Genomic DNA, 16,571 nt, shown 5'->3' with positions numbered 1-16,571 from the left:
TTGGCAGAGCCAGGGCGCGATTGGCATTTGGGTTCTGCAACGCGAGCTATTTGGGTATACACCGGATTTATGACAGGAAATCGGCGGCCCGATGATAAGGGCCGCCGTGGTGCTTACAGCGATTGGTGGCGGGTTTCTTTCATTGCCAACAGGGCAAGCAGCGTGAGCGTTGACATCACTGCCAGATAAATCCCGACGTAGAACAGGCCGTAATTGGCTGCGAGCCAGGTCGCGATATAGGGTGCGACGGAAGCTCCCAGGATCGATGCTACGTTATACGAGAACGATGCCCCGGTATAACGCACCTCAGTTGGGAACAGCTCCGGCAGCAGGGCGCCCATCGGGCCGAAGGTCAGGCCCATGATGCTCAGGCCGCACAGCAGGAAGCCCATTACCAATACCTGATTACCGGAGCCCAACAGGCTTGGGAAGATAAAGGCGAAGGCGATCATCACCAGGGTTACGACGATCATGGTGCGCCGGCGCCCGAAGGCGTCTGCCAGCATACCCGCAAGCGGGATCGTAATACCAAAGCCGATAACGGCCACCATCAGCATCCACAGGAAGCTGTTGCGGGAATACCCCAGCCCTAACGGCTGTGCCGTGGTGCCGTAGGTCATAGAATACACCGTCATCAGGTAGAACAGTGTATAGGTCGCCAGCATGATGAACGTGCCGAGGATGGTGGCTTTCAGGTGCTTGCTGAGCAGCGTACCGAGCGGCACTTTTACCTGTTTACCGGCTTTGGCCACCTTGGTGAACACCGGGGTTTCATGCAGCGATACGCGAACGTACAGGCCGATCAGCACCAGCGCGGCGGACAGGATAAACGGCACGCGCCAGCCCCACTCCATGAACTGTTGGTCGGTCAGCAGCCAAGAGAGCAGCAAGAAGGTGCCGTTGGCGAAGAAGAAGCCGATAGGCGCGCCCAGTTGCGGGAATGAGCCATACAGCGCACGCTTGCGCGCCGGTGCGTTTTCCGTCGCCAGCAGGGCGGCGCCGCCCCATTCGCCCCCTAACCCCAGCCCTTGGCCAAAGCGTGCCAGCGCCAGCAGCATAGGCGCAAAGACGCCGATGGTTTCGTACCCTGGCAGTAGGCCAATCAGCACGGTGGAGATACCCATGGTAAGCAGCGAAGCGACCAGCGTCACTTTACGCCCGACGCGATCGCCAAAGTGGCCGAATAGCGCAGAGCCGATCGGGCGGGCGATAAAGGCGACGGCGAAAGTCGCCAGTGACTGCAAGGTAGCCGTAGTGGGATCGCCCTGTGGAAAGAAAATGTGTGGAAAGACGATCACTGCTGCCGTGGCGTAGATATAAAAATCAAAAAACTCGATAGCGGTGCCGACCAGTGAAGCGACGATGACTTTTCCGCGGGAGTTAATGGGGGTTGACGTTTCTTCAGCGTCGATGGGTGTTGCGATGGAAGCTTGCATATTTATTTCTTATGTTTTCCTTTTGTAAAGGGCCATCTTAGACACAGCAAATGGCCTTTTCAACGGCGAAACTTTGTGCAGCGCCGCGGCAAATCAGTAAATAGATTAATGTATTGGTATGGTTATATTTTGTGGTTATAAATGCCATTTATTTAACATGGTGCAGATGTAGATGCTAAGAAAATGACGAATAAAAGTTATCGGGTAGTTTGTTATGCTGGTTATTGGTTTTGGGGTGTTTATGTTTTGGGGTTATATGCTGATTTGGAATCGATTTTCTAGAATAAAATGCCGATCATAAGGTTATGACCGGCATGATTGCATCGCGCTTAACGGCGGGGCGGCAGGGGTTCGTCTTCCTTATATTGCGCCGTGGCGATCCAGGCGGCGCAAAACAGCGTCAAACGGGCGAAGAAGTAGAAAAAAGCCATCAGGCCAATCACTGAACCAAACGCGGCGCCCGAAGGGGACTTCGCCAGTTGGGGCAGTGTCATGGTCATGATGAATTTGATCACTTCAAAACCTATCGCCGCCAGGAGCGTGCCGCGCAGCAACGCCTTTTTCTTTGGTTTATGGCGCGGCAGCATCCAGAAAATCCACAGGAACAGGAGATAGTTGGCAAAGATGGAAATGGCCATCGCGATCAGCGTCATCGCCGGGCGTAGCCATTCTATGTCGTCCAGCCCCAACGCCTGCACGATGGCGGCCTGGGCAGCGCCCGCGATAGAAGTCAGCGAGAGGGTAACAATCAGTGCAACCACCAGGCCGGTGAGCGAGATAAAGTCCCGGGTATAGCGGAAGTAAATTTTCTCCTGATCCTGCGGATTGCGCTCCCAGACATCGCGGGACTGTGCCCGGATGGCTTCGCGCAGGTTACCCATCCAACTGACGCCGGAATAAAGCGCCAGCGCTAACCCGGTTAAGCCGACGGTGGTGCGCTGCTGGATGGCCGTGTTGACGGTGTTTTTCAGCGTACTGGCCAGCGCAGGATCGCTGATGCTGTTGACTATCCGGTTAATCAGGCTGGCGAGCAGATCGGGGTTGGAAGCCAGCACAAAACCCACCGCGGCGAATGACACCATCAGAATCGGAATGAGCGACAGGAAAGAGAAGTAGGTAATCGCCGCGCCGAACTGGCTGCCCAAGCGATCGTTAAACCGATTCGTTGCACGCAGCATATGGGCGACGCTTGGCCAGGCTTTGATCCGCTCCACCAGGCGGACAGTGCCGCTGATGCCCTTATCAATATTGTGATTGCCGGTTTTAATGGCAAGCGGCGTTTTTTGGGCTGCCGCTCCCTGGGGCTGCTGGGGTTCTTTATCTGATCCTGTAGGCATTACGTTGTGATTTCCTTAATGATAAGCGAATGTCTCAGCGCTGATTATAGCCAAATCTGGCCATGGTTTGGGGGAACGCTTGGTGTACGATTAAGGGGTTGTTGCCTTATGACGTGTTTAAATAAAAATAAAGATGTGTGAAGGGCCTCCCGTTTTTAACTTATTCCTGCCATCTGAAATTAAACTTTCCACATGCTAAACGCTATCTCCACAATTCTTACATATTTTTCAATTAATACCCTTTTGATTTTTAAAAAGTTTACACTCCCACGCATTACTATAAGTTAATTAGCTTATTATTATCCCCGATGACACGATAAGCCTGTAAGTTTTCAGCGCTTATAACGAACAATAATTTTTAAGGAATTTATTATGCGTAAACTGACCGCTTTATTTGTTGCTTCGACTTTGGCACTGGGTTCTGCTTCTATGGCATTTGCAGCGGATACCTCTGCAAGCGCGCCGGATGCACCACCCACAAAAATGATGCATCATCACAAAGGCCCTGATAAGAAAGGCGGCCCATTTGCCGGTTTGAACCTGACGGAACAACAGCGCCAGCAAATTCGCGATATTATGAAAGAATCGCACCCGAAAGACGGCTTTGCCGGTAGAAATGATCGCCAGGCGCTGCATAACCTGGTTGCTGCCGACAGCTTTGATGAAGCAAAAGCCAAAGAACAAATTGATGCTTTCAGCAAGGCCCAGGCCGAACGTATGCTGGCACGCGTTAAAGCCGAAAATAAAGTGTATAACCTGCTGACCCCTGAGCAGAAAAAGCAATACAACGAGAACTACCAGAAGCATGAAAAGAAAATGGAAGAACACATGAAAAAAATGCAGGAACATCACACTCCTGAAGAGTAAGTTCTCCATGTGTTAATCCGTTACAAGGCCCGATGCTTATCGGGCTTTTTTTATGTCTGCCAATATCATTTGGCAATAGGTGCAATCAGCCGAAACTGTTCGATGATGGCCAGAGCAAAGCCCGGATCGTTGATATGGTAAGGCACTTTGACGATGCGCCGTGTTGCCGTAGGCTGCAGCGTGCTTTCCAGGGCGCGGATGAACGCGGATAACGCGGCCGGATCCCAGAAGGGCTGCCCGGGGGCATCCAGCGCGGAAATTCCCCCTTCCGGTATGATAAAGCGGACTTCCCCCTCACAGGCATTGAGCTTTTCGCCAATCCAACGGCCCATATGGGCATTTTCTTCCGGCGTGGTGCGCATTAGCGTCACCTGCGCGTTGTGATGGTAAAATTGGCGGTTGGCATAGCGGGCTGGAACGGTTTTGGGCGAGCCGAAGTTAATCATGTCCAGTGCGCCGCAGGACATCACGCAGGGCACTTTGGTGCGAGCAATGGCGCCGAAGCGGTCTTCATTGCAGGCCAGCACGCCATCAAACAGATAGTCGCAGACCTCTGTGGTGGTCAGATCAAGCACCACATCCAGCAGGTGGCTGTCGATCAATTTCTCCATTGCCCGGCCGCCGCTGCCGGTGGCGTGGAACACCAGGCAATCCCATTGCGGCTCAATGGCACGGGTGATCGCTTTGATGCAGGGCGTGGTGACGCCGAACATGGTCAACCCGGTGGCCGGCTTGCAGCCGCTATCGTCAGCGCCAGAGAATCGTACGGCGCCGGCAATCTGGCGGGCGGCATTGCCCAGCACCTTCCGTGAAATACGGTTCAGGCCGGCGATATCCGTCACGGAATACATCATGCTGATATCACTGGCGCCGATGTAGCCAGAGATATCGCCGGCGGCCATGCTGGAAACCATAAGTTTTGGCAAACCAATGGGAAGCTGCTGCATCGCCGGCGTGATCATGGCGGTGCCGCTTGAGCCGCCCAGGCCAAGCAATGCGGCAATATCTGTGCGTGTCAGGATAAAACGTTCGAAGGCCACCGCCATTGCCGCAGTGGCCTGGCCACGATGGGCGCAGAATACTGCCTCTGGGCCATTGGGGTGGTAGCGGGCAACGTCCAGTGCGGAGATATCGGTTTGATCGTGCGATGCGCCGAGAGTGGAAAGATCAATCGTAAGGGGGGATAAACCAAAGCTGGCAATCAGGCTACGCACATAGTCCAACTCTTGTCCTTTGGTATCTGCTGTGGTAGCAATATAGACAAAAGCCGGGATATTCATCATCGCCTGTTCCTGAAACGACGTTCGGTAAATATCCGAACAAATTTTTCTAGTGATAAAGCTATAGTAAGGTTTGGAACCCTGGTGTTGGACAATATGGCACAGCCGATGATTTTGTGTACATAATGAGACTGTAATCTCATTTATGCAAGTTAAATTTAACACAAAGTGAGACTATCGTCTCACGCATAGCATAAACATGCTTTTTCTTGCGGCCGGGAAGCTAGTATTTTACCCGGCAAGAGCGCTTATCATGTCTGTTCCGGGGCCGGACGATGTGACGAAATTTTTGAGGTTGCCGTGCCAATATCCGTATTTCCTGTTACGTCGGAGACGTCTTTGACGCACACTCGTGCTAAAACCCGTAATCTATTGTTGGCCAGCGCCATGGCGCTTTATGACGATGGCAAATTCCCTTCAGTGACTGAACTGGCGGCGCATGCGCAGGTTTCCCGTGCTACCGCCTACCGTTATTTTCCTACCCAAAGCGCCCTGATTGCCGCCGTGGTGGTGGAAAGCCTGGGGCCAATCCTTGAATGGCAACCGCAGGACGACGATGCTCTCAAGCGTATCCAACAGCTGTTGGCGTTTGCCTATCCGCAAATGGAGCAGCATGAAGGCGCCCTGCGCGCGGCCCTGCAGCTTTCCTTACAGCAGTGGGCGAATGCGACGCCGGGCGAGAAATTTGTCCGGGGCAACCGTAAACGCCTGCTGAAAATGGCCGTGGAGCCGCTGGATGGCAAGCTATCGCCCGATTCGCTGCAGCGCGTGATCCACGCTTTTTCATTAATTTATGGTTCGGAGGTTTTCCTGGTGCTGAAAGATATCTGGGGCCTGGATCTCGCAGCCATTCAAGATGTGACGCAATGGATGGCGAAAGCGATATTGCGCCAGGCAAACGAAGACGAAAAGGCGCGCCAGGAGGGTTAACCTCTGGTGCCACCGTGCCCTGTTCAGGGTAAATGACGGCGAGCCACATTCCCCATCGCTATCCCCGCTTCGGCAGAAAAGCGCCTGGCCTGATGAAATTTTGGGGGCGAAGAGAATAAAAAAACCGGGCCTTTTACAGGCACCGGCCGGATACGCGACTAGCGTTAATGATCTCACTTCGGGGAAATTGCAGCTTATTTGGCAACTACTGTTTTAAAAGTCTGCAACCGAAGATGAGTATCCCTGGTGTTGTTATGGTTATTCGGTAAAGTCATTGACTATTATTTTTATTGTGTGCTGCTGTGTGTAGCTTTTGATACCATGTTTTACTATACAACATGGTATGTCAAGCAATGTTTAAGTGTAAGGTTGCATGCTATACCAGTTTTGGATAGCATTTTTATGCAGTGAAGCGTCAAAGCGACTGATAAATCAGGATAATCGAAGGGACCAATGGGTAACAATCACCAAAAATTCGATTCACAGTCGATAGCGAACCGGGTAAGGGAACTCTTTTTGCACCATGGGATCGGCAAGCGCCAGCATGCCAAGGAACTTAGCCGTATTTTAGCGCTGAGTTTTTCGCATGCGCATCGCAAGCTGAAAGGGCAAAGCCCATGGACGTTGGAACAAATCAACGGGGTGGCTGCGGCGCTGGGCGAACCGGCGGCGGCGATTGTTGATCTTAGCGCTGAACACGACGCCACATTGCCGCAGGCTATGGCATGTGATGCCATCTTTTCCGTGGGCGGCGTGGACATCCCCTGCGAAGCCTATATCGGCCATGAACTTTCTGGCGCGCGTTCGTCAGAGTTTGTGGCATTACAGCAGGATGAACGCTGGTTTATTTATCGTGCGCAAGAGAAGCCCACCGGGAAACGCTACAGCGTGGAACTGATTGAGATCAGGCCTTCAGCCACGGAAGACGACCGGCTGAGCATTGCGGTGCTTGATGATTCGCGCCAGGTGGCCGATGAACTGACCAAGTATTTGAACGCCCAAGGGTTCAACGCGCTGGCGTTTTACGATGTGGAGAGCTTTTGCGAAGCGCTGAGCAAAGGGTTGTTTGATGGCTACGTGGTTGATTGGTTGATCGGGCAGGAAACGGCCGAGCAATGCATTGGGGCGATTCGCGCCTCTGATAACCCAGATGCGCCGGTGCTGGTGCTGACCGGCCAACTGGGCACCGATCTGCGGGAGTCGGAAATCGCCAGGGCAATGCGCGATTATGACGTGTTGGGCCCCTATGAGAAACCGGTGCGGCTCCATGTCATTGAAGCCGCATTGCAGCGCTGTTTTAATCTGTAAACAGTGCGGTTAACGTTATAGACAGCGCGTTGAGCCGAACGGGCTTCATCAGGTAGTCGTCAAACATGGCTCGCTGTTCCACAGGCAACAGTTCCGGTGTATAGGCGCTGATGCCAATAATCGGGATATCCCGGTTCGGCCCGCGCTGGCTGCGCAAGTGCTTCGCGACAGCGGCGCCGTCCAGGCCCGGCATCTGCAGATCCAACAGCAAGGCGTCATAGGGTTTGCGCAGCAGCTTTTGCAGCGCACGCTCCGGTGAATCGCACAGCTCATGTTCATACCCTAGCTTGCCCAGCAGCGAGCTGAATGCATCGCCAGCCGCTTTGTTGTCATCCACCACCAGGATATATTGCTGTTTTTTCAGCGTGCTTTCGTTTGCCGCTGGCGTTTGTGGCGCCTCCGGCTCTTCATTAATCTCCACCGGGATGCTGATAATAAAGGTGGTGCCCTTATTCACTTCGCTGTACACCGTGATGGTGCCGTTGAGCAATTCCACCAGGCCGTGAACAATCGCCAGCCCCATGCCAACGCCACTGTGTTGGCGGGTATGTGACTGATCAATCTGGGTAAAAGGCTCAAATATCTGGTTCAACATTTTCTTTTCAATGCCGATGCCGGTATCGGTCACTTCGATAATCAATGCGCTGCCGCTCGGCTGCCGGCGCAAACAGCTAAATAGCGAAATGGTGCCGTTATCGGTGTATTTAAAGGCATTGGTCAGCAGGTTGGTGACAATCTGTTGGATGCGTAGCGGATCGGAATAGATTTGCGTATGGGTGAACTCCATCTCGGTGGTTAACCGCACACCGTCTTTTTGCGCCAATACCGCGATCTCGCCGGCGGTTTCCTCAATCAGCTTTTGGGCGTTGAAGGAAACGATGCGCAACTCCATCATGCCGCTATCGAGGCGGGCGTAGTCAGTCAGATCGCGCATTTGGCTTTCAATCTGTTGTGCGGCCGTTTCCAGACGTTGGAAGGTGTCTGTGTGCTCGGCAGAAAGGCGCGTATGGGTTAGAACATCAATGGCCGACATGATGCTCTGCAGCGACGTGCGCAGTTCGTGGCCGATGGCGCCCAGGAACGCATTCTTGGTACGAATGGCCTTCTGTTCCGCCAGAATGGCTTTTGACTGTTGGCTGATGGTTTGGCGCTGCTGGCGGATAACGATCAGCGTAATGGCGATCAGGGCAATCACCGAGAACATGATAATCGCCAAGCCATAGAAAATGATCATGCGCTTGCCGATAAAGTCCTGATAGGCATCGGTACGCTGTTTTACCTCTGCGTGATCCGCCAGGTTCGCCATTTCGATCGCCAGCGGTTTTAGCTGGTGCATGGCCTGAGAGACGCGCGGCAAATCAATTTGCGCGCCGGAAACCAGCTGCTCAATATTGCTGATTTCAAACCGTATTTTATCAATAACTTCCGGGTAGCCTGGCTCGTTATATAATGGCGCCGTGGATTCTGAAGGGGCCTCCAATACAAAGAAACGCGAATACAGGATGTCGAATTTCATCCGGATCTCATCCGTATTGGGCTGCTCGATATGTTTTTGTTGCTCAATCAGCGTTTCAAACTCTGCCAGTTTGATGGCGAATTTGGCCGTTGCCCAGGAATAGTTTTCCTGCGTACCGGCGACCGCATACAGCCCTTTTTTCGACAGGGTGGCGCTGTAGTAATATAGCGTGACTGTGGAAGCGAGCAGAAACAGCATGGCGAAAATAGCCGGGATTACCAATTTGCCGCGGTTTTTAAACAATAGAAATATCATTTAATCACAACCCTGTTGATCTGCCAGATAAAACGCGAGTTATACAGCGGTGAGTTGAGCTCTGTGTCGCCGCTGTCACGCGGATAAATCAAGAACAGCGGGCCAAAGTTTTTCACTTGCAGTGGAATACCATCCATTCTGTAAGCCAGTATCATTTGATATTTGGCAACGTCGGAAACCGGCACATCGATGGTATAATCGTTCAGAGCATAGAAAGTCATCGTACTGCCTTCGGCACCGACGGTTTCCAAAATTTGCGACAGTAATACACCTTCAAAGTTTTTCTTCGGCGTCCATGATGTCGACGTAATAATGCTGCTTACCGGCATGGCATACAACTGTTTATCGGTAAAAATATAACGGGTATGGGTATCGTCGTTGGTATTTTTAATTTTCCCGCTGACTTCCAGGGTAAAGCTATAAGCGCTGGATTGGATCATCACCAAAGCCAATAGGGCAAACATCACGCGCTTTAACAGGGGCATTATCATCAGAATTTCTCCGCAATAGGCAAAGCAGCCAGATCGACATTGTTGTAAGCCTGCCCGACCAGCGCCAGATCCTGTGGGCGAGCGCTGGCCTGCACATTACTGATTGCCGGAATATCCAGCCATACTGGCCGGCAATGTGCATAATCCCGCACCCGCAGTTGCGGCGCAATTGATGTGAAAAAGGCAGTAGTCGGTACATCATACCCTGCGGCGATGTGTACGGCAGCGGTATCTGCGGTTAGTACGTACCGGGCTTGCTTCACCCAGGCAAGAAAACTGGCGGTGTCCGGCGACAGCGCCTGAATATTGGTGTAGTGCGGGTGATTAACCACGCCAAAGCCCAATACCGGGCAGCGGAATGTTTCCCAAAGCCAGTCAACCAGGCGGCTATGTATGATGGCCGGGATGCTGCGTAGCGGCGTACTCGCCATTGGGCAAAACAACACGTATTGCGGGTATTGTTCATGCGCCGGCAGGTTGGGCAGACAAAGCTGCTGCAGCCAGCGGTTGGTTTTCGCTTCCTGGGGCACGGCGGTGGGATCAACGCCTAGCGCCTGCAGGAAAAAATCGATCATGGGCAGTGCCGTGAACGCGGGCCAGAACAGCTGGTTGCCGGCATCAATACGCAGTTCCCGCCGCGGCAGGCGGGCCAGCGGCCAGGGCAGCCAGCGCATCTCAGCCACCACGCCGGCGGCCAGGTGGTATAGCGTGTCGACATAGTGGGGCGATCGCCCCGGCCGGTAAATCAGGCTGCGTAACTGCGGGTTGATCGTGCGCAGCGCTTCTACGGCGGTCAGGCCGATGATGGAATCGCCCAATGTCACGCCCATGCCGTTAATAATGTGTACCTGCGCCACCTCGCGATAGTCAATCTGGAAAGGCGCCATGGCGGCATTCAAAATGCCTTCCCGGCCTGCCAGGCTGTAATAATCGCTGGAAAAAGTGTTTTGTTGTTCAATATCGTAGGAAGCCACAATCTGGCCTTCCGGCGTCAGCAGGCTCCCCTGGTGGTACAGCACTTCATCCTTTGTTAACACAACCATTTTTATTCCCGTTGCTAATAGAGGCGGAGGTAAGGGATCTATTTTTTTAATAAGAAAAGGATGGCAGATAATAACGGATTATGCAGGTGAGAAGCAGGCCCCGTAGTCAGCAAGCGTTGATGAAATTTTAATAAAAATAGTGCGGTTTCATTAGCGCGGCTCATGTGAGGCCTATTGAATGCTTCAGAAACTTGAACGCCGGGGCCCGGCGTTCAAGCCACCGGCGTTTAGCGCATGGTAACGAACTCTTCCGAAGCCGTTGGGTGGATGGCGACGGTGTTGTCGAAGTCTTTCTTGGTGGCACCCATTTTCACCGCCACGGCAAAGCCCTGCAGGATCTCATCCATCCCGAAGCCGATACCGTGCAGGCCAACGACTTTTTCGTCTTTACCCACGCAAACCAGTTTCATCCGGCACGGCTGGCGGTGCTGGGTGACTGCGGTATACATGGCGGTGAACGAAGAGGTGTAAACCTTCACCTGATCGTCACCGTATTTTTCTTTTGCCTGTGGTTCGGTCAGGCCGATGGTGCCGATCGGCGGGTGGCTGAAGACCACGGTCGGAATGTTGCTGTAGTCCAGATGCTCATCGGGTTTGTTGTTGAACAGACGTTCGGACAGGCGGCGGCCTGCCGCAACGGCCACGGGCGTCAGCTCCACCGCACCGGTGTTGTCGCCCACGGCGTAAATGCCTTGCACGTTGGTGTTCTGGAATTTATCGACTTCGATATAGCCTTTGTCGTTGGTTTTTACCCCGGTTACGCCCAGGTTCAGGTTGTCGGTTGCCGGCTCACGGCCGATGGCCCAAATCAGGCTGTCGACGGTGAAAGTTTGGCCGTTTTCTAACTGCAGCGTCAGGCTGCCGTCGGCATTCTTGGTGATGGCCTTCGGCGTGGATTCGGTGTGCAGATTCGGCCCTTCGGTGTTCATCACTTCCACCAATGTGTCGACAATCAGCGGGTCAAAAGTGCGCAGCGGCGCGTGTTTGCGCACAAACAAATGGGTCTCTGCGCCCAGCGCGTTCAGCACGCCGGCAATCTCTACCGCAATGTAGCCTGCGCCGATAATGGCAACGCGCTTTGGCATGTCATCCAGCGCGAAGAAACCGTCGGAATCGATACCGTATTCGGCACCGGGAATGTCGGGGTGGCTTGGGCGCCCGCCGGTGGCGATCAGAATGTGATCGGCGGTGATCTTCTCGCCGTTCACTTCTACTGTATGCGCATCGACAAAGCGGGCGAACCCTTTAATGACGTCAACCTTATTTTTGCCCAGCACGTTGTCATAAGAGTTATGGATGCGGTCAATATAAGCACTGCGGTTGGCGATAAGCGTTTTCCAGTTAAACGCGTTAACCGTGGTGTCGAAGCCATAGTCCGGCCCGTACTGGTGGATGGCCTCGGCGATCTGCGCCGCGTGCCACATAACTTTCTTGGGAACACAGCCCACATTGACGCAAGTACCACCCAGTTCTTTAGCTTCGATCAGCGCGCATTTCTGGCCATACATGGCTGCCCGGTTGATCGATGCGATCCCACCGCTGCCGCCGCCAATTGCAAGATAATCGTAATGTTTCGTCATTTGGGGTTCCATGCGTTGTGTTATTTGAAGAGGCTAAGAGTTTAACGCCTGAGCGCCGTTTGTCGCAAAGATTGCATCAATGATTGTAATAGGTTGCGGCGGAATGCGCCGCAGACGCCGTGGCGGCCCAGGCAACTGGGTTGCCGGGCCTGGCGGGAATCATTCCGGCACTACCCAATGCACCAGATGATGGCCGATCCCGGTGGGGACCAGCGCCTTGTGCAGCCAGGGCAGCACGTTATTCATCTGTTGCTCCAGCTTCCATGGCGGGTTAATCACGATCATGCCGGAGGCGGTCATACCGCGGTGATCGCTGTCGGGTTTGACTGCCAATTCAATTTGCAGGATGCGGCGGATCCCGGTCGCTTCCAGTTCCTTGAGCATGCGCTTGATCTGCTGGCGCAGGACGACCGGGTACCACAGTGCATAGGTGCCGGTAGCAAAACGCTTATAGCCTTCCTGTATGCCTTTGACCACGTCCTGGTAATCGGTCTTCATTTCATACGGCGGATCCATCAGGATGAGGCCGCGGCGCGAAGGGGGCGGCAACTGCGATTTGAGTTGCTGATACCCGTCGGCGCGGAGCACTTTGGCGCGTTCATCCTTCTGGAACTCACCGCGCAACAGCGGATAATCGCTCGGGTGTAGCTCCGTCAGGTGGATTTTGTCCTGTGGGCGCAGCAGTTGGCGGGCAATCAGCGGTGAGCCGGGATAGTAGCGTAGTTGGCCGCTACGGTTGAAATTGTGCACCACGCTCATGTAGGCCGCCAGTTCCTGCGGCAGATCGTCACGTTGCCAAAGTTGGCCGATGCCTTCCAGGTATTCCCCGGTGCGCTCGGCGTGTTCCCCGCTCAGTTGGTAACGCCCGGCGCCGGAATGGGTATCCAGGTACAGGAAGGGTTTTTCTTTTTCTTTCAATGATTCAATGATCAGGCTTTGCACGGTGTGCTTGAGCACATCGGCATGGTTGCCGGCGTGAAAACTGTGGCGGTAACTAAGCATGGCGTTTGGTAATTCCTTGTGCTCCTACCGGAGCGGGATTAAAAAGGTGCAATACCGGGACAGTATAAACTGTTCAGGTCAGAAAAAGTGAAATGCATCGCCGTGACGGCAAGGAGGGGCAATGAGCTGCATATTTTGTGAAATGGTGGCGGGGCGGGCGCCATGCCACACCATTTGGCAAGACGATAATCATCTGGCGTTCCTGTCGATTTACCCGAATACCGAAGGCTTCACGGTGGTGATCCCGAAAGCACACTACCCAAGCTATGCTTTCGCCCTGCCGGATGAAGCGCTGGGCCAACTTATATTGGCGACCAAACAGGTTGCCCAATTGCTCGATCGCGCATTTGATGATGTGGGGCGCTGCGGCATGGTGTTTGAAGGTTTCGGCGTCGATCATGTCCATGCCAAACTGATCCCGATGCACGGCACTGCGGAACTGGATAAATGGCAGCCGATAGAATCGCATTCGGAAAAGTTTTTTGATCGTTACGAAGGCTATCTGTCTTCCCATGATGCCAACCGTGCCGACGATCGGCATTTGGCCGCGCTGGCGGCCAGGATCCGTCAAGTGGGCAGCGCCTAAGGCACGAACTATCAACGCCAGCCATTGATTTTCAAGCAGCTTGCCTCCATGTTAGTTATTCAAACGCATTTTAAGGCCGGGTATTTATCCCGGGCCCCAACTTCAGGACTGCTCTATGACAAATCCGTTGCTGACCCCATTTTCCCTACCGCCGTTTTCCGCCATTCGCCCTGAACACATTGTGCCTGCAGTGCAGTCAGCATTGGCTGATTGCCGTGCCACGGTGGAACGTGTGGTCGCGCAGCCGGGGCCATTTACCTGGGATAACCTTTGCCAACCGCTGGCGGAGGTGGACGATCGCCTGTCGCGTATCTGGTCGCCGATTGGCCACCTGAATGCCGTCAAGAACAGCCCGGAGCTGCGTTCGGCCTATGAGCAGGCGCTGCCGCTGCTGTCGGAATATGGCACCTGGGTTGGTCAGCATGCCGGGCTGTACCAGGCCTATTGCAGCCTTAAGGAAGGGGAAGGTTTCCAGCAATTGAGCGTTGCGCAGCGCAAAGCGGTGGAAAATGCGCTGCGTGATTTTGAGCTGTCCGGTATCGGCCTTTCCCCAGAAAAACAGAAACGCTACGGCGAAATTTCCGCGCGTCTGTCTGAGCTAAGCTCAACGTTCAGCAATAACGTGCTGGATGCCACCATGGGCTGGAGCAAGCTGATTACCAATGTGGACGAGCTGAGCGGTCTGCCGGAAAGCGCGTTGGCGGCGGCGCAAGCCATGGCGCAGGCCAAAGAGCAGGAAGGCTGGCTGCTGACGCTGGATATGCCGAGCTATCTGCCGGTAATGACCTATGCCGATAATCCGGCGCTGCGTGAAGAAATGTATCGCGCGTTCAGCACCCGTGCTTCCGATCAGGGGCCGAACGCCGGCAAATGGGACAACAGCGAAGTGATGGCGGAAAAGCTGGCGCTGCGTCACGAACAGGCGCAACTGCTGGGTTTTGCCTCCTATGCGCACAAATCGCTGGCGACCAAAATGGCGGAAAGCCCAGAGCAGGTGATCGGCTTCCTGACCGATCTGGCCAAACGTGCGCGCCCACAGGCCGAACAAGAGCTGGCGCAGTTGCGCGCCTTCGCCGAAGAGAATTACGGCGTGGAAACGTTGGCGCCGTGGGATATCGCCTACTACAGCGAAAAACAGAAACAGCATCTGTTCTCGATCAGCGATGAGCAACTGCGCCCCTATTTCCCGGAACAGCGCGTAGTGGAAGGGTTGTTTGAGGTGGTGAAGCGTATTTATGGCATCACCGCCAAAGAGCGCAAGGATGTGGACACCTGGCATCCAGAGGTGCGCTTCTTCGATCTGTTCGACGCCAGCGACGAACTGCGCGGCAGTTTCTATCTGGATCTGTACGCCCGCGAACACAAACGCGGCGGCGCCTGGATGGACGATTGCGTCTGCAGCCTGCGTAAAGCCAATGGCGAACTGCAAAAGCCGGTGGCCTTCCTGGTGTGTAACTTCAACCGCCCGTTGGGCGACAAGCCTGCGCTGTTCACCCACAATGAAGTGACCACGCTGTTCCATGAGTTCGGCCATGGTTTGCACCATATGCTGACCCAGATCGACACCGCCGGCGTTGCCGGTATCAGCGGGGTGCCATGGGATGCGGTGGAGCTGCCGAGCCAGTTTATGGAAAACTGGTGCTGGGAGCCGGAAGCGCTGGCGTTTATCTCTGGCCACTATCAGACCGGTGAGCCGTTGCCGAAAGCGCTGCTCGATAAGCTGCTGGAGGCGAAAAATTACCAGGCGGCAATGTTCATCCTGCGTCAGTTGGAGTTCGGCCTGTTCGATTTCCGTATGCACGTGGAATACAGCCCGGAAAAAGGCGCGCAGGTGCTGCCAACGCTGGCGGAAGTGAAGAAAATGGTCGCCGTGGTGCCATCGCCAAGCTGGAACCGCTTCCCGCATGCCTTCAGCCATATCTTTGCTGGCGGTTATGCGGCGGGCTATTACAGCTATCTGTGGGCGGAAGTGCTGTCGGCAGACGCTTTCTCACGCTTTGAGGAAGAGGGCATCTTTAACCCGGAAACCGGGAAGTCGTTCCTTGATAACATCCTGTCGCGTGGGGGTTCGGAAGCGCCGATGGATCTGTTCAAACGCTTCCGTGGCCGCGAACCGCAGCTGGATGCTATGCTGCGCCATTACGGTATCAAAGGGTAACCAAACACGTGAGCGTGTGTTTATTGTGTGAAGCAGGCGCCGATCCCGGCGCCTTGTCTATTTTGGCTGAGCGTTGGCGGCTCGTTTCCGATGATGATGCGCTAATGGCTCTGGTGTTAACCCCCGAGCGGCTGGAACTGCGCAAGCGCGACGAGCCAAAGCTAGGGGCGATTTACGTCGATTTCGTGTCGGGCGCCATGGCGCACCGTCGGCGTTTTGGCGGCGGCCGCGGCGAGGCGGTGGCCAAAGCCGTAGGCATCAAGGGCAGCTATCTGCCGGACGTGGTGGATGCGACCGCCGGCCTGGGGCGCGATGCGTATGTGCTGGCGGCGCTGGGTTGCCGCGTGCGCATGCTGGAACGCAACCCTGTCGTGGCCGCGTTGCTGGACGATGGCTTGCAGCGTGGCTATCAGGATGCGGATATCGGCCCCTGGCTGCGCGAGCGCATGTCGCTGCTGCACGCCTCCAGCCTGACGGCGCTGGCGCAGATTGAACCGCGCCCGGAGGTGGTGTATCTCGATCCTATGTATCCGCACCGGCAGAAAAGCGCGCTGGTGAAGAAAGAAATGCGGGTGTTTCAGTCGCTGGTGGGCAGCGACGATGATGCCGACGGCCTGCTGGAGCCGGCGCGCCGCCTGGCGACCAAGCGCATTGTGGTAAAGCGCCCGGACTATGCGCCACCGCTGGCTAACGTGGCGGCGCATGCCGCAACCCTGACCAAAAACCACCGTTTCGATATATATATGCCGCTGTAGGTGCGTTCGCCCTCGCGCACATCAGAA

General features: G+C 54.7%; 14 protein-coding genes. 6 read left to right on the top strand and 8 right to left on the bottom strand.

Features of this window, described 5'->3' with window-relative positions:
- Nucleotides 1–113: 113 nt before the first annotated feature.
- Nucleotides 114–1,436, bottom strand: coding sequence for an MFS transporter (locus AC559G_RS00720; protein ID WP_498910509.1), 1,323 nt, complete (start codon nucleotides 1,434–1,436; stop codon nucleotides 114–116).
- A 329-nt stretch (nucleotides 1,437–1,765) separates the two neighbouring features.
- Nucleotides 1,766–2,773, bottom strand: coding sequence for a YhjD family protein (gene yhjD, locus AC559G_RS00715; RefSeq protein ID WP_498910507.1), 1,008 nt, complete (start codon nucleotides 2,771–2,773; stop codon nucleotides 1,766–1,768).
- 372 nt (nucleotides 2,774–3,145) lie between these two features.
- On the opposite strand from yhjD, the gene spy reads away from it, so the two are divergent.
- Complete coding sequence (gene spy / locus AC559G_RS00710) at nucleotides 3,146–3,640, top strand: ATP-independent periplasmic protein-refolding chaperone (RefSeq protein ID WP_498910505.1); 495 nt, start codon at nucleotides 3,146–3,148, stop codon at nucleotides 3,638–3,640.
- Between the two features lie 65 nt (nucleotides 3,641–3,705).
- Here the strand turns inward: spy and AC559G_RS00705 are convergent, their stop codons facing one another.
- The gene (locus AC559G_RS00705) at nucleotides 3,706–4,923 is read right to left on the bottom strand and encodes a Tm-1-like ATP-binding domain-containing protein (RefSeq protein WP_498910503.1); all 1,218 of its coding nucleotides are present in this window, start codon (nucleotides 4,921–4,923) and stop codon (nucleotides 3,706–3,708) included.
- 384 nt (nucleotides 4,924–5,307) lie between these two features.
- On the opposite strand from AC559G_RS00705, the gene AC559G_RS00700 reads away from it, so the two are divergent.
- Together AC559G_RS00700 and AC559G_RS00695 are read left to right on the top strand one after the other, a co-directional pair.
- Complete coding sequence (locus tag AC559G_RS00700) at nucleotides 5,308–5,850, top strand: TetR/AcrR family transcriptional regulator (protein WP_498910546.1); 543 nt, start codon at nucleotides 5,308–5,310, stop codon at nucleotides 5,848–5,850.
- A gap of 453 nt (nucleotides 5,851–6,303) precedes the next feature.
- On the top strand, nucleotides 6,304–7,158 hold the full coding sequence (locus AC559G_RS00695) for a helix-turn-helix domain-containing protein (protein ID WP_498910501.1): 855 nt from the start codon (nucleotides 6,304–6,306) through the stop codon (nucleotides 7,156–7,158).
- Here the strand turns inward: AC559G_RS00695 and AC559G_RS00690 are convergent.
- The 5 genes from AC559G_RS00690 to AC559G_RS00670 all read right to left on the bottom strand — a co-directional run bounded on the left by AC559G_RS00690 (nucleotide 7,148) and on the right by AC559G_RS00670 (nucleotide 13,045).
- Nucleotides 7,148–8,929 (bottom strand): ATP-binding response regulator, encoded by a 1,782-nt coding sequence (locus AC559G_RS00690; RefSeq protein ID WP_498910499.1) that lies wholly within the window; start codon nucleotides 8,927–8,929, stop codon nucleotides 7,148–7,150. The two genes, AC559G_RS00695 and AC559G_RS00690, sit on opposite strands and share 11 nt — an antisense overlap.
- Nucleotides 8,926–9,420 carry a putative pterin-binding protein gene (locus AC559G_RS00685; protein ID WP_279025427.1) on the bottom strand — a complete coding sequence of 165 codons (495 nt, stop codon included), beginning with the start codon at nucleotides 9,418–9,420 and terminating at the stop codon, nucleotides 8,926–8,928. The genes AC559G_RS00690 and AC559G_RS00685 overlap by 4 nt, the downstream gene beginning before the upstream one ends.
- Nucleotides 9,420–10,463, bottom strand: a complete 1,044-nt coding sequence (locus AC559G_RS00680; RefSeq protein ID WP_498910497.1) for a glycosyltransferase family 9 protein — start codon at nucleotides 10,461–10,463, stop codon at nucleotides 9,420–9,422. The genes AC559G_RS00685 and AC559G_RS00680 overlap by 1 nt, the downstream gene beginning before the upstream one ends.
- Before the next feature lie 227 nt (nucleotides 10,464–10,690).
- Nucleotides 10,691–12,043, bottom strand: coding sequence for a glutathione-disulfide reductase (gene gorA, locus AC559G_RS00675; protein ID WP_462614737.1), 1,353 nt, complete (start codon nucleotides 12,041–12,043; stop codon nucleotides 10,691–10,693).
- 159 nt (nucleotides 12,044–12,202) lie between these two features.
- Nucleotides 12,203–13,045, bottom strand: a complete 843-nt coding sequence (locus AC559G_RS00670; RefSeq protein WP_438596984.1) for a 23S rRNA (adenine(2030)-N(6))-methyltransferase RlmJ — start codon at nucleotides 13,043–13,045, stop codon at nucleotides 12,203–12,205.
- Nucleotides 13,046–13,166: 121 nt separating this feature from the next.
- Here AC559G_RS00670 and AC559G_RS00665 point away from each other — a divergent pair, with 121 nt between their 5' ends.
- The 3 genes from AC559G_RS00665 to rsmJ all read left to right on the top strand — a co-directional run bounded on the left by AC559G_RS00665 (nucleotide 13,167) and on the right by rsmJ (nucleotide 16,544).
- Nucleotides 13,167–13,631, top strand: a complete 465-nt coding sequence (locus AC559G_RS00665) for an HIT family protein (RefSeq protein WP_438596985.1) — start codon at nucleotides 13,167–13,169, stop codon at nucleotides 13,629–13,631.
- Nucleotides 13,632–13,746: 115 nt separating this feature from the next.
- Nucleotides 13,747–15,789, top strand: coding sequence for a M3 family metallopeptidase (prlC, locus tag AC559G_RS00660; RefSeq protein WP_498910494.1), 2,043 nt, complete (start codon nucleotides 13,747–13,749; stop codon nucleotides 15,787–15,789).
- Between the two features lie 8 nt (nucleotides 15,790–15,797).
- Complete coding sequence (gene rsmJ / locus AC559G_RS00655) at nucleotides 15,798–16,544, top strand: 16S rRNA (guanine(1516)-N(2))-methyltransferase RsmJ (RefSeq protein ID WP_416261227.1); 747 nt, start codon at nucleotides 15,798–15,800, stop codon at nucleotides 16,542–16,544.
- Nucleotides 16,545–16,571 lie beyond the last annotated feature (27 nt).

It is taken from the genome of Gibbsiella greigii (genome assembly GCF_039540155.1).
Taxonomy (GTDB): domain Bacteria; phylum Pseudomonadota; class Gammaproteobacteria; order Enterobacterales; family Enterobacteriaceae; genus Gibbsiella; species Gibbsiella quercinecans.
This window is presented reverse-complemented; position numbering and strand designations above follow the sequence as displayed.